At 73.0% G+C, this 16,736-nt stretch carries 14 protein-coding genes; 4 read left to right on the plus strand and 10 right to left on the minus strand.

Annotated elements, in window-relative coordinates; all coding sequences use genetic code 11:
* Nucleotides 1-105 precede the first annotated feature (105 nt).
* The 3 genes from ACSMXO_RS22460 to ACSMXO_RS22470 are packed head-to-tail and all read right to left on the minus strand — an operon-like array spanning nt 106 to nt 3,896.
* Nucleotides 106-2,268 carry a sulfatase-like hydrolase/transferase gene (locus ACSMXO_RS22460; protein WP_455413637.1) on the minus strand — a complete coding sequence of 721 codons (2,163 nt, stop codon included), beginning with the start codon at nt 2,266-2,268 and terminating at the stop codon, nt 106-108.
* Nucleotides 2,261-3,730: a class I SAM-dependent methyltransferase gene (locus ACSMXO_RS22465; protein ID WP_455413638.1), complete on the minus strand. Its 1,470-nt coding sequence runs from the start codon at nt 3,728-3,730 to the stop codon at nt 2,261-2,263. Before ACSMXO_RS22465 ends, ACSMXO_RS22460 begins: the two co-directional genes overlap by 8 nt.
* Before the next feature lie 16 nt (nt 3,731-3,746).
* A complete protein-coding gene (locus ACSMXO_RS22470) occupies nt 3,747-3,896 on the minus strand; it encodes a hypothetical protein (protein ID WP_318394075.1) in 150 nt (49 codons plus the stop codon).
* Nucleotides 3,897-4,161: 265 nt separating this feature from the next.
* Here ACSMXO_RS22470 and ACSMXO_RS22475 point away from each other — a divergent pair, with 265 nt between their 5' ends.
* On the plus strand, nt 4,162-4,563 hold the full coding sequence (locus ACSMXO_RS22475) for a VOC family protein (protein ID WP_346262749.1): 402 nt from the start codon (nt 4,162-4,164) through the stop codon (nt 4,561-4,563).
* Here ACSMXO_RS22475 and ACSMXO_RS22480 read toward each other — a convergent pair.
* The gene (locus tag ACSMXO_RS22480) at nt 4,560-5,252 is read right to left on the minus strand and encodes a helix-turn-helix transcriptional regulator (protein ID WP_346262750.1); all 693 of its coding nucleotides are present in this window, start codon (nt 5,250-5,252) and stop codon (nt 4,560-4,562) included. The genes ACSMXO_RS22475 and ACSMXO_RS22480 overlap by 4 nt on opposite strands.
* A 102-nt stretch (nt 5,253-5,354) precedes the next feature.
* Between ACSMXO_RS22480 and ACSMXO_RS22485 the strand changes: the two genes are divergently transcribed.
* Both ACSMXO_RS22485 and ACSMXO_RS22490 read left to right on the plus strand, forming a co-directional pair.
* Complete coding sequence (locus ACSMXO_RS22485) at nt 5,355-6,509, plus strand: phospholipase D-like domain-containing protein (protein ID WP_455413639.1); 1,155 nt, start codon at nt 5,355-5,357, stop codon at nt 6,507-6,509.
* 129 nt (nt 6,510-6,638) lie between these two features.
* On the plus strand, nt 6,639-7,229 hold the full coding sequence (locus ACSMXO_RS22490; protein WP_455413640.1) for a hypothetical protein: 591 nt from the start codon (nt 6,639-6,641) through the stop codon (nt 7,227-7,229).
* 170 nt (nt 7,230-7,399) lie between these two features.
* Here ACSMXO_RS22490 and ACSMXO_RS22495 read toward each other — a convergent pair whose 3' ends face one another.
* Together ACSMXO_RS22495 and ACSMXO_RS22500 are read right to left on the minus strand one after the other, a co-directional pair.
* Nucleotides 7,400-7,543: a hypothetical protein gene (locus tag ACSMXO_RS22495; protein ID WP_455413641.1), complete on the minus strand. Its 144-nt coding sequence runs from the start codon at nt 7,541-7,543 to the stop codon at nt 7,400-7,402.
* Nucleotides 7,544-7,692: 149 nt separating this feature from the next.
* On the minus strand, nt 7,693-8,679 hold the full coding sequence (locus tag ACSMXO_RS22500) for a LysR family transcriptional regulator (protein ID WP_455413642.1): 987 nt from the start codon (nt 8,677-8,679) through the stop codon (nt 7,693-7,695).
* 72 nt (nt 8,680-8,751) lie between these two features.
* Here ACSMXO_RS22500 and ACSMXO_RS22505 point away from each other — a divergent pair, with 72 nt between their 5' ends.
* A complete protein-coding gene (locus ACSMXO_RS22505; RefSeq protein WP_455413643.1) occupies nt 8,752-9,708 on the plus strand; it encodes an EamA family transporter in 957 nt (318 codons plus the stop codon).
* Between the two features lie 203 nt (nt 9,709-9,911).
* Here ACSMXO_RS22505 and ACSMXO_RS22510 read toward each other — a convergent pair whose 3' ends face one another.
* The 4 genes from ACSMXO_RS22510 to ACSMXO_RS22525 form a co-directional block, all read right to left on the minus strand.
* Nucleotides 9,912-10,292, minus strand: a complete 381-nt coding sequence (locus tag ACSMXO_RS22510; protein WP_346262755.1) for a peptidoglycan-binding domain-containing protein — start codon at nt 10,290-10,292, stop codon at nt 9,912-9,914.
* Nucleotides 10,293-10,439: 147 nt separating this feature from the next.
* The gene (locus tag ACSMXO_RS22515) at nt 10,440-13,238 is read right to left on the minus strand and encodes a tetratricopeptide repeat protein (protein ID WP_455413644.1); all 2,799 of its coding nucleotides are present in this window, start codon (nt 13,236-13,238) and stop codon (nt 10,440-10,442) included.
* Between the two features lie 272 nt (nt 13,239-13,510).
* Nucleotides 13,511-14,191, minus strand: a complete 681-nt coding sequence (locus ACSMXO_RS22520; RefSeq protein ID WP_455413645.1) for a response regulator — start codon at nt 14,189-14,191, stop codon at nt 13,511-13,513.
* Complete coding sequence (locus ACSMXO_RS22525; RefSeq protein ID WP_455413646.1) at nt 14,188-16,728, minus strand: DUF4118 domain-containing protein; 2,541 nt, start codon at nt 16,726-16,728, stop codon at nt 14,188-14,190. Before ACSMXO_RS22525 ends, ACSMXO_RS22520 begins: the two co-directional genes overlap by 4 nt.
* Nucleotides 16,729-16,736: the final 8 nt, after the last annotated feature.

Below are 16,736 nucleotides of genomic sequence, written 5' to 3' on the forward strand. Positions count from 1 at the left end.
CCGGGTCCGGCCGGGACGGCGCGAATGGTCTCCGCGCACCCGGCGACGGCCGCCGCCGGCCGGGCCGAGCCCCAGGTCAGACCGGGCCTGCCCCGGCCGGGTGGGTCAGGCGCGCAGCGGGCGCAGGGTGCCGGTGTCAGTGACCTGGAACACGTCCACGGTGTTCCGGCCCGGCAGGAAGAGCGACTCGTCCGTCACCAGTGCGCCGAACCGCTGCCCGCCCGGGTCCGGCGCCACCACCGGAGCCACCGCACCGATCCGGCCGTTGACCGCCACCGCCAGCAGCGTCCCGTTCGGCACCGAGTCGGGCACGGTGCCGTAGACCAGTGCCGGCAGCCGGCCACCCGTCTGGTCGATCTGATCGAAATCGGACCGGTTCCGTACGGTCACCGAGCCGGCCTCGGAGCCGAGTGGAAGCTCGGCGACGGAGCGACCGATCAGGTCCGGTCGGGGCTGCGCCGGAAGCACCGGGGCCGCCCGACCGGCGACCACGTCGGCGAAGACGCCGGCCGGCACCATACGCGGCTGCCCCGGCTGGTCGTAGTAGTGCTTGTCGGCGGGCGCCCGGGTGGTACGCAGCGCCGAGGCGCCGTCGGTCCGCCACGGCACCTCGACACCGGCCAGATCGGCGACGGTCGGCAGCAGGTCGACGTGCTCCCAGTTCCGGTCGTCGACCGCGCCGGCCCGCTGCCCCGGCCGCTTCACGAAGAGCGGCACCCAGAGCACCTCGCCCGGCGTCCGCTGCACCGCGCCGAGCCCACGCCCCTGCACCCCCGGGGTGAAGCTGACCCCGTGGTCCGCGGTGAGCACCACCAGCGCGTCGTCGTAGAGGCCGGTCTCGTCCAGCCGGCGCAGCGTCTCGCCGAGCAGCCGGTCGGTGTACTCCAGTTGCAGCAGGTGCCGCCGGTGGGCCAGCTCGACCCAACCGTCGCCGTCGTTGGGCATCCCGTCCGGTGACCCGTAGCGGATCCCGGAGGGCAGGTAGTTCCACGGCGAGTGCGGCAGCAGCAGGTGCAGGAAGTGCAGTGTCGGCCGGACGGTCGGCCGGAGGGTGGCGAGGAAGTCGGCGAACCGGGCCGGCTGGTTCTCGTCCAGCGCGCCCCAGCGGAACTGCGGGTCCGTCGGCGGCGGCGGCTCGTCGGCGTCCCCGGCCTCGCGCCGGGTGATCTCCCGGTACGAGTCCTCGGGATCGCGCTGCCCCGTCTCGGACGGCGAGACGATCTGCTCCAGCAGGATGGCGCTCTCCCGCAGCAGCGTCGGCAGGCCACCCCGGGCGGATCCGGCGGCCCGGTCCGGGCAGACCCGTGGCGGGCAGAGCTGGGTGATGCTCTCCTGGGCCCGGATCTGGTACGGCCCGGCGAACGCCGTGAACAGGTTGTCCGGATAGCGGGAGTGGTGCGGCGCCTGCTGCTCGCCCGGATACCGGCCGGTCAGCATCGCCGGCAGCGCGTACGGGGTGTAGCCGCTCACCCCGGTCGCGTTGCGGTACCAGGTCGACTCGCCGGCCAACCTGGCGAAGTTCGGGTAGCGGCGGGCGTCGATCGCGCCGGACGCGTCGAGCAGGGAGGTCAGCGGAAACTCGTCCAGGATCAGCATCACCACCGGCGGATGGCTGACCCCGCCCCGGCTGGCCCCCGCGCCCGCCCCGGACCGCTCCCCCGGCAGCACCACGGCCGAGGCGGGCGAGGCGAAGACGAAGAGCAGCACGAAGACCAGTGGACCGACCGCGGCGACCCGGAGCACCTGGCCGGTGACCTGCCAGCGCCGGTACGCGTACGCTCCGGCGGCACCGACCGCCACCGCGAGCACGACCAGCGGCGCACCGCGTACCGGGGTGAGCTGCTTACCCACCTGGATCGCCAACGCGGCGAGCAGCAGGCCGAGGGTCACCGTGTGCAGTACCGCCCGGACCGCCCGGCCCCGGGCCGGCCCCGCGACCCGACGGCCCAGCAGCCCGAGCAGCGCACCGGTCCCCCACAGCAGCAACGGCGGCAGCACGGTGTACGCCGCCACCAGCAACAGGATGTCCCGCCGGCCGGCGCCGTGGAACAGGAAGAAGTCCGGGCTCTTTCCGGTCACGTCGAGCAGTGGCTGGGTGATCACCAGTCCGCAGAGCGCCACGATCTCCACCAGGGCCCGCAGTTCGACCCGGCCCGCCGGCTGTTCCACCGTTTCCGGCCGCTCCGCCGTTTCCGGCTGTTCCGCCAGAGTTCCCGGATGCTCCGCCGGATCCGCTGGCCGCTCCCCCGACGTCCCGGGCTCAGCCACGCGGCGTCCCGAGGTAGAGGGTGCGGGTGCCGGACGGCAGTTCGAGCCGGCGGACGATCGTGCACCGCTGCCCGAGCAGCCGTTCGAACTCCTCCCGGCGGTAGTCCGGAAAGAGTCCGGCCGGCTTGTTCGCCAGCAGCCGGACCGCCATCGGGTCCTCCGGATGCACGAACTCGACCACCAGCCGGCCGCCGCCCTCCGCCGCCGCGAGCAGCCCGACCAGCCAGTCGACCACCTCCGGCAGCGGGATGTTCCGCCCGATGGCGAGATGGTGCACCACGGCCAGCGCGAGCACCGCGTCCGCCTCGGCCCGGGCGGCGAAGGAGCCCCGCTCCACCCCGCGCCAGCCGCCGCCCGGTGACGGGTCGGCCAGGTCCATCACCAGCGGCAGCACCCGGCGCTCGCCGTCGGCCCGCAGCCGGCGGTAGAGCTGGTCGACCACGGCCGGGTCGCTCTCCACCGCGACCACGTAGTCGGCGTACCCGGCGGCCAGCCGCGAGTACGTGCCGTCGTTGGCGCCGAGGTCCAGCACCAGCCGGGACCGGTTCGGCTCGGCCAGGGCCTCGGCGACGAACCGCTCCTTGGCCTCCCGGTCGGCGGTCGAGTAGGTGCAGGTCTCCCGGTAGCCGGACCAGTGGCTGGCCGGCGGCTGCCAGTCGAGCCGGCCGACCAGCTTCGCCAGCGCGCGCAGGGTGGCCAGGACCAGCTCCCGGGAGAAGCCCGCGTCCTTCAGCTCCGCCCGGACGGTGCCGGTGCTGGCGGCGGCGTACCGGGACTGGATGGCGTCGTGCAGGTGCACGTGCTTGAGCACGCCGGCCCGGAACCGTCGGGTCCCGCCGAAGAGCTTGCGCAGCTCGCCCGCCTCGATGCCGTCGATCCGGGATCGCAGCCAGGGCTGGAAGTCCAGCCCCAGATGGGCCTGGAGCAGCAGCGGATAGAGCAGGGTCTGGCAGAACTGCCGGTAGCCGGCCCACGGCTCGCCGTCGCGGGCCGGCTCGAACGAACCGATGTCGATGAAGACCGGCTCGGCGCCCCGCCACTGGAGGTTGTACGCCGAACCGTCCTTCGTGGTGAAGCCGGCCGGTACGGCCGTACGGAGGATCTCCAGGTGCAGCAGCGCGGCGTCCCGCAACATCGCGAAGGACCACTCGTACGGGTACGACACGAACGGGATGCGCTCGTGCCGGAGTACGGCCGCCCACTGCGCGGCAGCGCTCGCCGGCAGCGTCTCCGGGTCGACGGTCTCGGTGCCGCAGACCTTGCCGTCGGCGAGCAGCCGGCCGAAGAACTCCGCACTGGCGAGTGCCCGCCAGTCCTCGGCTGCCTGCGGGCCGAGGCCCCGGAGGACCCGGCCGTCGGCGTGGAAGACCCGGTTCGCCGGGTCGCGGAAGGAGCCGGGATCGGCTCGGGGAACGGAATCGGGGGTGCTGGACGTTGCCGGGACGGGAGGTGGTGCGACCATCGGGTGTGGACCGCCCTCAGTCCTGCTTCGAGGGCTGCTTGCGGAACCGGCTGGTCAGTCTGCGCCAGTAGAGTTTCGCCGCCACCGCGACCCCGGCGACGCCGCCGACCACGGCCTGCACGATGAGACTGCCCGATCCCGCGTCCAGGTAGGCCAGATGTTCCATCTCCCGGCTACCTCCCTTTCTGTCTACCCCCGTACCCGAAAAAAGAGCGCCGTGTCCGGCCGCCTGCCCGGACGGCCCGACCCGCGCGCACGACAAGTGGCCGACGCCGCGCAACCCACCGGCTAGGTGCCGGTAAGCCGAACGTCGGATGCCGTTAAGCACACCGTACGCCGATGATCCGCCGACCGCACCGGCACCCGGAACGCCGGGCCGGCAGGTCCGATTCGTTCAAGACGCGGACGCGACCGGTTCCTACGCTGGCCGAATGACACCGAGACTAGACGCATTCGGGCTGGTCGTGGCCGACATGGCCCGATCTCTCGCCTTCTACCGGAAGCTGGGACTGGAGATCCCGGCCGGTGCCGACGCCGAGCCGCACGCGGAGTTCACCCTGCCCGGCGGAGTGCGCCTGATGTGGGATACCCACGAGATGGTCCGCTCGATCGAGCCGGACTTTTCGCCGCCGACCGGGTCGCAGATGAGCCTCGCCTTCCGGTGCGCCGATCCGGCCGAGGTGGACAGCGTGTACGCCGAGATGACCGCCGCCGGCCACGAGGGCCGTCTCAAGCCGTGGGACGCGCCCTGGGGCCAGCGGTACGCGGTGCTGCTCGACCCGGACGGCAACGGCGTCGACCTCTACGCCCCGCTCGCACCCGCAGCCGGCTAGGACCGGACAAGCTGCCGCAGTGGCACGCCGGCCAGGCTCCTGACCTCGCGGGACAGGTGTGCCTGGTCGGCGTACCCGGTGCGGGCGGCGACCTCGGCGGTCGGCGTACCGGACCGGGCCAGGGCCAGCGCGTGGCGCATCCGCAGGATCCGGGCCAGCGTCTTGGGGCCGTACCCGAACAGTGCCAGGCTGCGCCGGTGCAGTTGCCGGGTGCCGAGCCCCAGCGCGTCGGCCGTGCCGGCCACGTCGCCACCGGCGGCGAGCTCGGCGGCCAGCGGCGCGGCGAGCGGGTCCGGGCCACCGTCGGCGGCGAGCCGGGCGGCCGCGACCGACTCCAGCACTCGGCCGGGCCGGTCGTGCGACGCCACCCGCTCGGTCAACTCGGCCACCTCCGGCCCCGGCCAGAGCGCGGCGAGCGGAACCCGCTGGTCCCGCAGTGCGTGTGCCGGCAGCCCGAAGACCGCCGGGCCGGTGCCCGGCGGGAAGCGCAGTCCCACGTACCGCTCGCCGGCCGGGCCGGCGGCGACCTGCGCGACCGTGTCCGGGCCGGCCACCAGCAGACCGCTCCGGCTGGACCAGATCAGGTCCATACAGCCGTCCGGCAGGACCAGTCCCGGGCCGGCGTCGACGGTCCGGGTGACCGTCCAGACGACGGCACCGGCCAGCCCGGACATCCGTTCCCGATACACAGCCCCCAGCCTGCCAGCCGAACGGATACGGCTGCCCGGTCCGGGCCGGGTTTGTAGCCAAGGCGACACCGGTGCCGAGCGCGGGGTGCGAGCCTGTGCCGCATGGCGACCTTCGCCGGCAAGAAGATCGAGGCGTACGTCGGCCCTCGGGAACTCGGCGCGGCCGACGACCTCGAACAGGTGGTGGTCGACTTCATCGCCGGTGCCCGGGAGAGCCTCGACATCGCCGTCCAGGAACTCGACTCGGAGCCGATCGCCCAGGCGATCCTCGACGCCCGGTTCCGGGGCGTCAGCGTCCGGATGGTGCTGGAGCAGGACTACCTGCGGACGGCCAAACTGCCCCGGGTCACCGTCCGGGCCGGGGAGCCCGAGGCGGACGCCCGGCGCCGGGCCCAGTGGGAGCCGGAGGCCGGCAGCCGCAGCCTGGAGCCGAACCGGCGGATCGTCGCCGCGCTGCTGCGCTGCAACGTCGACGTCAAGGCCGACTACAACCCGGCGATCTTCCATCAGAAGTTCGTGGTCCGCGACTACCGGCAGCGGGCCGCCGGGCGGGCGGCGGTGCTCTCCGGCTCGGCCAATTTCACCGGCACCGACTGCCACCGCAACCTGAACCACGTCGTGGTCTTCCACGACACCCGGATCTGCCAGGAGTACGCCGAGGAGTTCGCCCGGCTCCGGCAGGGGCGGTTCGGGCGCGGCGAGCACGGCCGGGTGCCGAACGCGTACAACGTCGGCGGGGTGCCGGTGAAGGTGCTGTTCGCGCCGGACCACACCCCGGAACTGGAGATCATGAAGCAGATGCTGAAGGCGACCGCCCGGGTCGACTTCGCCATCTTCACCTTCTCCGGCTCGTCCGGGATCGACGACGCGATGATCGCGCTGGCCGCCGCCGGGCGTACCGTGACCGGGGCGGTGGACCCCGGGCAGGGCGTGCAGAAGTGGGCTGCCACCCACGACCTCGACCGGGCCAACATCGCGCTGTACGCCCCGATCCGGTCACCGGCCTTCGGCAAGCTGCACCACAAGCTGATGGTGATCGACGAGGCGGTGGTGGTCGCCGGCTCGTTCAACTACACGGCCCCGGCCAACCAGTACAACGACGAGAACATCTTCGTGGTCGGCAGCCCCTATCCGGACCTGCCCCGCCGGGAGGGCGGCCCGACCAACCTCGACCGGTGCGCCGAGATCGCCGGCTTCTTCCGTACCGAGATCGAACGGATCGAACTCGCCGGCCAGCGGTTCCTCGGCCGGCGGTAGCCCCGCCTCGACCTGGACCTGCCGGCGGCGGCCCGACCGGCTTGATCCGCACCGGTAGCCTGGCCGGGCGGACGACGGCGGGCCGGCACCGGGCGTCCGGACTCAGAGCCGGCGGGATCGGAGGGCAAGGTGGCGCGGCAACGGGTCGGACAGCGTCGACCGCACGAGAAACCCGCGCCGTACCGGGGCCCGGGTGGGAGCCAACCGCCGACGCTCGGCGTCGACGTCGGAGGTGTGCTGGTCACGCTCGCCGGACGCGACGAGGACACCTCGTTCTTCGGCGGCCAGCCGTTGCTGACCCCGGCGGTGCCGGGAGTCTTCGAGGCCCTCGCCGCGCTGACCGCCGAGCCGTTCGCCGGGCGGGTGCACCTGGTCTCCAAGGCCGGCCCCAAGGTGGCCGCGAACACCCGCGACTGGCTGGTCCACCACCGGTTCTTCGACCGTACCGGCATTTCCGTCGGCAACCTGCACTTCGTCCGGGAACGCCGGGACAAGGCGCCGGTCTGCGAGCGCCTCGGCATCACCCACTTCGTCGACGACCGGCTCGACGTACTCGCCCATCTGGAGACCGTCGCGCACCGCTACCTGTTCCTGGGCGGCACGGACGAGCGTCCGCCGGACGGGAGCGTTCCGGACTGGGCGACGGTCGCCGACACCTGGGCGGCACTCGCCACCATGCTCCCGGAGTCGATCCCCGCCCAGGCCACCCGCCGACCGTGACCGGCACAGTGCCGGGCCCCCTGGCCGGCATATGCCGGACGAGCGTGATACCACGGAGTCATCGTGATGACTCCGTGGTATCAGCGGTAGCGGGACATGCCGCGCACCGGGGGCCCGTCGCCCCGAGCCGCCGGGCCGAAGGGTAGCCCGGCCGAGGTCGTCGGATCAGGTCAGACCTGGTGTTCGACGCGGTGCCGCAGGTAGTCGTCGGAGGAGGTACGGGCGATCCGGATGGCCTGCTCGACCATCGGCCGCAGCTCCTCGGGATAGTGCTCCGTCTTCAGGTCGAGCCCCGGCAGGAGGCAGCGCCGCACGTCCAGGTTCTCGTTGTCGACGAAGACCCGCTGCGCGGTGTCGTGCCACTCGCGTCGGAGATCCGCCGCGCCACGCCTGCCACCGCCGCCCCTGCGCCGTCGGCTCGGGATGTTCCACGCCGATCAGCTCCGTGGGCCCGGTGGACGGATCAGCCCGTGCGTACGCCGAGCCGCTGCTCCGGCGTCGAAGCGGCCCCGGACTCGCCCTGACCGGCGTCGTGTCGCGTGGGCGGGTCGGCCGGGGGGCGTACCTGGGTCAGCGCGTCCAGCACGGCGGCGATGGCCGGATGGAGCGGACCGTCGCCGCTCGGACGGGTCACCGCGAAGATCCGGCGGCCGGTGACCGGCCGGAGCAGCGGCTCGACGTGCACCCCGGACGGTACGTTGCGCAGCGCCATCCCCGGCACCAGCGCGGCACCGAGCCCGGCCGCCACCAGGTCCAGGGTGAGCGCGAAGTCGATCGCCCGGTGCCGGATGTCGGGCTCGAATCCGGCCAGGTGACAGGCGTGCAGGGTGGACCGGCCGCACGGGGTGTGCGCGGCACTGGCCACCCAGGGCACGTCGGCAAGGTCGGCGAGCCGCCCGGTGCGCCGGCCCCAGCCGAGCGGGGTGATCAGGTGCATCGGGTCGGTCGCGATCGGGTGCCGGTCAAGCTCGGCGGTGGCGATCCCGGGCACGTGGTCGTACTCCTGCAGGACCGCGATGTCCAGCACGGCCGAGCGCAGGTCCAGCCGGCTCTGCTCGTCCTCGGCCTCGCTCACCCGGACGTCGAGATCGGAGTGCGCGGCCATCGCCCGGGCGGCCGCCGGGGCGACCAGGACGCCGGCCGCGGACGGGAAGGAGCCGACCCGGACGGTGCCGGCGACCCGCTGGTGCGCGACGGCCAGCCCGGTGACCGCCTGCTCGACGGCGCCGAGGATCCGCTCCGCGTGCCCGGCGAGCACCTGCCCGGCGGAGGTGAGCACCACGCCCCGGCCGGAGCGTTCGACCAGCGGATAGCCGGCCTCCCGGGCAAGCTGGGCGAGCTGCTGGGAGACCGCCGACGGGGTGACGTGCAGGGCGGCGGCGGCAGCGGTCACCCCGCCGCGCAGTGCCACCTCGTGCAGCACCCGGAGGCGCCGGACGTCCAGATCCATGTAGGCACGCTACAACACCCGTTAAGAATCTTGAACTGGACCTTAAACGAGCTGGCCGGCAGCGTGGTCGGCATGAAATTCCCGCACCGCATGCAGGCGGTCCTGGTCGCCGCCCTCTGGGGAGTCAACTTCGTCGTCATCGAGGTCGGCCTCCGCGACCTGCCGCCGCTGGTGCTGACCGCGCTGCGGTTCGTCGCCGCCGCGCTGCCACTGGTCTTCCTGGTCCCCCGGCCGACCGCGCGGTTCCGGTACGTGCTCGGCTACGGCCTGGTCCTCGGCGTCTTCAAGTTCGGCCTCCTCTTCGTCGCGATCGACGCCGGGATGCCGCCCGGGCTCGCCTCGCTGGTGTTGCAGACCCAGGCGTTGGTCTCGGTGATGCTCGCCGCCGCCTTCCTCAGCGAGCGGCCCAGCGGCACCCAGCTCGCCGGGGTGCTGACCGGCTCGGCCGGGATCGCCCTGCTGGCGGTCGGCGCGGGTGGGCACGCCACCGCGATCGGGTTCGCGCTCACCCTGGCCGCGGCGGTCAGTTGGGCCCTGGCGAACGTGGTGGTCCGGGCCAGCGGCGAGACCCGGCCGCTGTCGCTGCTGGTCTGGTCCAGCCTGGTACCGCCGCTGCCGCTGCTCGGCCTGGCCGGCGTGGTGGACGGGCCACGGGTGGTGCTCGACGCGATCACCGGAATGTCCTGGACCGCCGTGCTGGCGGTCGGCTACGTCGGGTACCTCTCCACGCTGGTCGGCTGGGGCATCTGGAACCGGCTGATCGGCACCTACTCGGTGGCCCGGGTCGCCCCGTTCAGCCTGCTGGTGCCGATCTTCGGGCTGGCCGCCGCCGCGCTGCTGCTCGGCGAGCCGATCACCGGTACGGAACTGGCGGCCGGCGCGGTCGTACTGGTCGGGCTGGCCCTGGTGGTGCGGGCTCCGGCGCAACGAGACGCCGGCATGTTGGAGGCCAAGCCCTCAACCCGACCGGTGGCAACGCCATCGCCTCAACGCCGGACCGCAGGCACCGGCAAGAACCTGCGCGAATGACGAAGGCGCGACACCTGGGCAGCTCCCCCGCACTGTCGGCGAGCTAGCTGGTCGGGGCGCCCGTCGCGGCACTGTCCGCCTGCCGACCGTTCGATCTGCACGCAGAGTGTGTGAAGGGTGTCGAGGTCTGTCGTCACGAACAGATCCTCAACACCCTTCACCCCGCGCCCGCAGCCCCGAACGGCTTCGGACCTACTCGTCGATCAGGTGTAGGTCGGGATGACCGACCAGCAACCTCCGCCGTGCGGCCACATGGGATAGCCGGCCTTGTAGTTGACCATATCGATGAGCGTGGTGCCGGTCGCCTTGCCGACGATGCCGTCGACGCTCAGGCCGAAGAAGCGCTGGAAGTTCTCGACCGCGCGCTTGGTCGCCTGCCCGAAGATGGTGTCGACAGCCAGGCCGGCGCCGCCGACGTAGTTCAGGCCGGCCTGTACGCATCGCACCCCGGCTGCGTTGGACGAACCCAGCCCGATGTTGCCGACGTTCGGCGATGCCTGGGCGGGCGCCACGGCCACCCCGAGGAGCAGGGCGACTGCGGCGATCACACCGATCAGGACACTCGACAGTCTCTTCACTGGCATCACGGTCTCTCCTCTGCTGCGACTGACATGCCACCCCCGTTGGTGGGGTGTGGCCGGCGACCTCTGCGGTTGCCGCCTCAGCATCCGGCAGGGCTGTGGGTCGAGTTCTCAACGGATTGTTGACGGCCGCGGGCGTGGCCGGGATCGTCAGCCGGTGAGCTTGGCGCGGACCTGCTCGGCCTCGGGATGTCCGAGCTGGTCGAGGATGTCCAGGGTGCGCTGCCAGATCCGGCGGGACTCGTCGATGTCACCCGCTGCCCGGCGGGTGTCGCCGAGATGGTTGAGGACGGCAGCCTCGGAGTAGCGGTCGCCGAAGCTCCGGATCAGGTCGAGGGCGTGCTGGTAGCAGGCTGCGGCCTGGTGGTGGTCGCCGAGTTGGTGATGGGCGTAGCCGAGGCTGTCCCAGGTGTCGGCCTCACCGGGACGGTCCCCGATCTCCTGATGCAGGACGATGGCCTGCTGGCAGTGAGTCAGCGCCTGCTGGTGGTCGCCGAGCAGCGTGTGGAACCAGCCGACCGAGTTCAGCGCCCTGGCCTGCCCGCCCCGGTGGCCGGCGGTCCGGTACAGGTCGAGTGCTCGTTGGGCGTGGCGCAGCGCCTCCCCGCAGCGCCCCTTCTGCTCGTACACCCAGGCCAAGCCACGGTGCGTGTACGCCTGGCCGGTGTGATCGCCCAACTCACGGAACAGCGCCAGCGCCTCCCGGTAGTGGGTGTACGCGTCGTCCTCCCGCCCCTGGCGGGCGTAGGCGCGGGCGAGACCCCGGTGGGCGTACGCCTGACCGGTGCGGTTGGCCAGGCGCCGCGCGGCCGCGAGCGCGGCTGTATGGGCGGTGATCTGGTCCTGCCAGTGTCCGCCCCGGTCGAAGAAATCGGTGAGGGTCCAGGTCAGCTGCCAGGTGTGGGTGCCGAATCCGGCCTGGGCGGCCAGCCGGACAACCTCGAGCAGCACCGCGTGCTCGGCGTTGAACCACGCCGTCGCCCCGGCTTCGTCGACGAGTTCCTCGGCCGTCGTACCGGGATGGACGTCGGCCAGCGTGATCAGGTCGCGGTGCGGGTCCAGCAGCCGGGCGGCGCGGTGCGCGGTGTGCAGGTAGTGGTCGAGCACCCGGTGCACCGCCGCGTTCCGGTCGTCCTCGTCGTCGAGGGCGTGGGCGAGTTCGGCCGCATAGGCGCGCAGCAGGTCGTGGAAGGCGAACCGGCCTGGAGCCTGCTTGGCGACGAGGTGAGCGCGGGTGAGTTCGGCCAACAGCGGTCCCACGTGTGCGGGTGGGCTGCCGCCGAGGCTGGCGGCGGCGGGCAGGCCGATGTCCGGGCCAGGGTGCACCCCGAGCAACCGGAACAGCCTCGCCGCGCCGGGGCTGAGCGCACGGTACGACCAGGAGAACACGGACCGCGCGTCGATCGCCGCGTCGGCGCCGGCGAACGCGTCCAGGCTGCCCCGGGCGTCGCGCAGTTCACCTGCCAACGTTGCGAGCGGCAGTCTCGGATCGATGGCTGCGCGGGCCGCCACGATCGCCAGCGCCAGCGGCAGCCGCGCGCACCGGGCGATGATCTCGTCGACGGCCGGCAGTTCGACCGCCACCCGGGCCGCTCCGAGGCGGCGGGTCAGCAGTTGCCGCGCCTCGTCGACCGAGAGTAGATCCAGCGCGATGGGGCGGGCGCCTTCGGCGGCGACCAGGCCGGACAGTTGGTTCCGGCTGGTCACCACCACCAGGCAACCCGGTGCGCCGGGTAGCAGTGGGCGGACCTGGTCGGCGTCCCGGACATTGTCCAGCACGACCAGCACCCGCCGCCCGGCCAGCAGGCTGCGGTAGAGGCCGATCTGGGCGTCCAGGCCGGCCGGGATCTGCTGCGGCGGTACCGCGAACGCGTCCAGAAACCCGCGCACCGCCTCCGCCGGATTCATCACCGAGCCGCCCGGGTCGAACCCGCGCAGGTTCACGTACAACTGGCCATCGCCGAACCGGTCGGCCACCCGATGCGCCCAGTGCACCGCCAGCGCGGTCTTGCCCACTCCGGCCGTGCCGGACAACGCCGAGATGACCACCGCGGTGGGCTGCTCGGCGGCCGCGTCCAGGATGGTGTCGAGCTGATCCAGCTCATTGCTGCGGCCGGCGAACCCGTACACGTCGGGAGGCAGTTGCGCCGGCACCCGCCGGTCCGGCGCCGCCACCGCAAGCGGCGCGGGTGCGGCCCGATCGAGTTCCCCGCGCAGGATCGCGACGTGCAGTCCCCGTAGTGCCGCCCCGGGGTCGACGCCGAGGTCGTCGGCCAGCCGCTGGCGGGTCGCGGCGTACCGGTCCAGGGCCTCCGCGTCGCGGCCGGTGGCGTGCAGGGCCCGCATCAGAGCGGCGGTCAGCGGCTCCACGAGCGGGTACTCGTCGAGCAGGTCGGTCAACGGTCCGACGACGACGGTCGGGTTGCCGACCTGCAGCTCGGCCTGGGCCCACGCCAGGACCGCATCGAGATACTGCTGCCGGCACCTCTCGCGCGTCCGCTCCACCCACCGCCCGGTGAGGCCGGTGAGGGGCTCTCCACGCCAGAGATCCAGGGCCTCGCGCAACATCGCGGCCCGCCGGTCCCCGGCGCAGCGCGACTCACGCGCCCGAGCCACCAGGTCACGAAACCGGTGCAGGTCCACCCGAAGACGGTCGATGTCGAGGACATATCCCGCGGCGGTACGGAGCACCAGCCGCTCAGACCGGTTGTCCGCGGTGTCGGAGCGCTCCAGCAGGCGCCGGATCCGGGTGACATAGGTATGCAGCGTCCGGCGTGCTCCCGGCGGTGCGACCGGGCCCCACACCCGGTCCACCAGGACGTCGACGGACATCGGCCGGCCCGCGTCGATGGCCAGCGCCGCCAGCACCGCGCACTGCTGCGGCGGCCCGACCGCCACCACGCGATCAGCTACTTGGATCTGCACCTGCCCCAGCACCCGCAACTCCATCGTCAGCCTCCGGCCGCTCCCGCCGCACTGCTATCAACGAATCGACCACCAACACTGCGCCGACATGCCACAGCTGGGTAGCTGCTGTCGTTGATCTTCCATTGCCCGGCCCGGTACCGGATGGACGTTCCGGCGAGACTGCGGTCGATAGGGCGCAAGTCCGAGGTCTTGGCTTGGCCGAGAGAGCACCGTCGGGCGCATCCGACCCGAGCCGATGAGGACGAGCCGGGCTGATCCGGCACGGCAGGCCGGGTCCGCCGCCCCGGTTGACGTCACGGCTGGAAGCGGTAGCCCATCCCCGGCTCGGTGAGCAGGTGCCGGGGCCGGGACGGGTCGTCCTCCAGCTTCCGGCGCAACTGCGCCATGTACTGCCGCAGGTAGTTCGTCTCCGACTGGTACTGCGGGCCCCAGACGTCGTGCAGCAGTTGACGCTGGCTGACCAGCCGGCCCGGGTTGCGTACCAGGATCTCCAGCAGGTGCCACTCGGTCGGGGTGAGCCGCACCTCGGCGCCGTCGGCGGCGCGTACCGCGTGCGCGCTGAGGTCCACGGTGTGCCGGCCGATCTCCACCGCCGACACCTCCTCGCCGGCTCCGGCGGCCCGTCGGGTCACCGCGCGGACCCGGGCCAGCAGTTCGTCCACCCCGAACGGCTTGGTGACGTAGTCGTCGGCACCGGCGTCCAGCGCCGCCACCTTGTCCTGGCTGCCGGCCCGGCCCGAAAGCACGATGATCGGCACGTTGGTCCAGCCGCGCAGCCCCCGGATCACCTGCACCCCGTCCATGTCCGGCAGGCCGAGGTCGAGCACCACGATGTCGGGACGGTGGCTGGCCGCCAGCCGCAGCGCGGCCGCGCCGTCCCCGGCGACCTCGACGTCGTACCGCCGGGCCCGCAGGTTGATCCGCAGCGCGCGGAGGATCTGCGGTTCGTCGTCCACCACCAGTACCCGGGTCACCTGGCCCCCTCGTCGTCCGCCACGGGTAGCCGCAGCACCATGGTCAATCCGCCACCCGGGGTCTCCTCCGGCTCCAGGCTGCCACCCATCGCCTCGGCCAACCCCCGGGACAGCGCCAGTCCCAGCCCGATCCCGGCGTGGTTGCCCCGATCGCCCTGCCGCTGGAACGGCAGGAAGGCCCGCTCCCACTGCTCGCGCGGCAGCCCCGGGCCCTGGTCCACCACCCGCAACTCGACGAAGCCACCGTGCTCGCTGGCGGTGACCGCCGGTGGCCGGTCCGCCGGGCTGAACCGCAGCGCGTTGGCGACCAGGTTGACCAGTACCCGTTCCAGCAGGCCCGGATCGGAGCGGACCGCCGGCAGGTGCGCCGGCAGGCTGACCCGGACCCGGCGGGCCAGCTCGCCCAGCTCGTCCAGGGCCGACGGCACCACGTCCTCCAGGCCGAGCAGCGCCGGGCGCAGCCCCAGCGCTCCGGCCTGGAGCCGGCTCATGTCCAGCAGGTTCGCCACCAGCCGGGTCAGCCGGTCCAGCGACTCCTCGGCGGTGGCCAGCAACTCCTCCCGGTCACCCGGGTCGAACTCGACGTCGGCGCTGCGCAGGCTGGTCACCGCCGCCTTCGCCGAGGCGAGCGGGGTACGCAGGTCGTGGCTGACCGCCGCCAGCAGTGCGGTACGCAGCCGGTCCGCCTCGGCGATCGGCTTGGCCGCCGCCGCCTCCTCGGCCAGCCGTTCCTGCCGGAGCGCCACGGCGGCCTGCGCGGCGAACGCCTCGACGATGCGCCGATCGGCCGCCGGCAGCACCCGGCCGCGCAACACCAGGCTGAGGTCGTCGTCGACGCCCACCTCCACGTCGCCGGCAGCCGGGGTACCGCAGGGCTCGGCGCCGACGTTCGCGGCGACCCGCCAGGCGCGCGGGTCCCGTTGCCGGTCCGGGCTCTCCGGCGCGCCTGGGGAGCGTTCCAGCAGGGTGACCGAGCCCAGCCCGTAGGTCTCGCGCAGCCGCTCCAGCAGCGCGGTCACCGGCCGGGCGCCCCGGACCACGCTGCCGGCGACCGCGCCGAGCAGTTGCGCCTCCGCGCTGGCCCGGGCCGCCTCCCGGGTACGCCGGGCGGCCACGTCCACCACCCCGCTGACCGCGGCGGCGACCAGCAGGAAGACCACCAGCGCCAGCAGGTTCTCGGTCTCGGCGATGGTGAACCGGTGCAGCGGCGGGGTGAAGAAGAAGTTGATCAGCAGCGAGCTGAGCAGCGCGGCGAGCAGCGCCGGCCACCAGCCGCCGACCAGGGCGATCCCGATCACGGCGGCGAGGAAGAGCAGCAGGTCGCTGCTGAGCGACAGCTCGTCGGCGAGCAGCCAGAGCAGGTACGTCAGCAGCGGGATGCCGACGACGGTCAGGCCGAGGCCGATCAGGCGCCGCCGCCGGGACAGCGCGGCCGGCGGCGTCACCAGCCGGCCCCGACCGGCCTGCTCGTGCGTGACCAGGTGGACGTCGATCGGCCCGGAGAGCGCGGTGGTGGTGGCCCCGACGCCCCGGGAGAGGATCTGGGCGAACCGGCCTCGGCGGCTGGCCCCGAGCACGATCTGGGTGGCGTTGACCCCTCGGGCGAAGTCGAGCAGCGCGGTCGGGATGTCGGTGCCGATCGCCTGGTGGTAGGTGCCGCCCAGCCGCTCCACCAGCATCCGCTGCCGCTCCAGCGTGGTCGGGTCGGCGCCGCGCAGCCCGTCGCTGCGGGCGACGTGGATCGCCATCAGCTCGGCGCCCCGGCCCCGGGCCGCGATCCGGGCCGCCCGGCGGATCAGCGTGTCGCCCTCCGGCCCGCCGGTGAGCCCGACCACCACCCGTTCCCGGGTCTCCCAGGTGGCGGCGATGCCCTGGTCGGCCCGGTACCGGTCGAGCTGGTCCTCGACCTTGTCGGCCAGCCAGAGTAGGGCGAGTTCGCGCAGCGCGGTGAGGTTGCCGATCCGGAAGTAGTTGGCCAGCGCCGCGTCGACCTTGTCCGGGTGGTAGATGTTGCCGTGCGCCATCCGCCGGCGCAGCGCCTCCGGGGTCATGTCGACCAGTTCGACCTGCTCGGCACCGCGTACGACGCCGTCCGGCACGGTCTCCTGCTGGGTCACCCCGGTGATCTGCGCGACGACGTCGTTGAGCGACTCCAGGTGCTGGACGTTGACCGTGGAGAGTACGTCGATGCCGGCGTCCAGCAGTTCCTGGATGTCCTGCCAGCGCTTGCCGTTGCGCGACCCGGGCACGTTGGTGTGGGCCAGCTCGTCGACGACCGCGACCTCGGGCCGGCGGGCCAGGACGGCGTCGACGTCCATCTCGGTGAAATCGCTGTCCCGGTAGCGGATCGTCTTCCGGGGAATCGCCGGCAGGTCGCCGAGCATCGCGGCGGTGTGCCGGCGGCCGTGGGTCTCGACCAGACCCACGACCACGTCCGTGCCGCGCGCCGCCCGGCGGTGCGCCTCCTCCAACATCGCGTACGTCTTGCCGACCCCCGGGGCGGCCCCGAGGTAGATGCGCAGTTGCCCGCGTGCCACGCTGCTGA

This window comes from Plantactinospora sp. DSM 117369, from assembly GCF_053764795.1.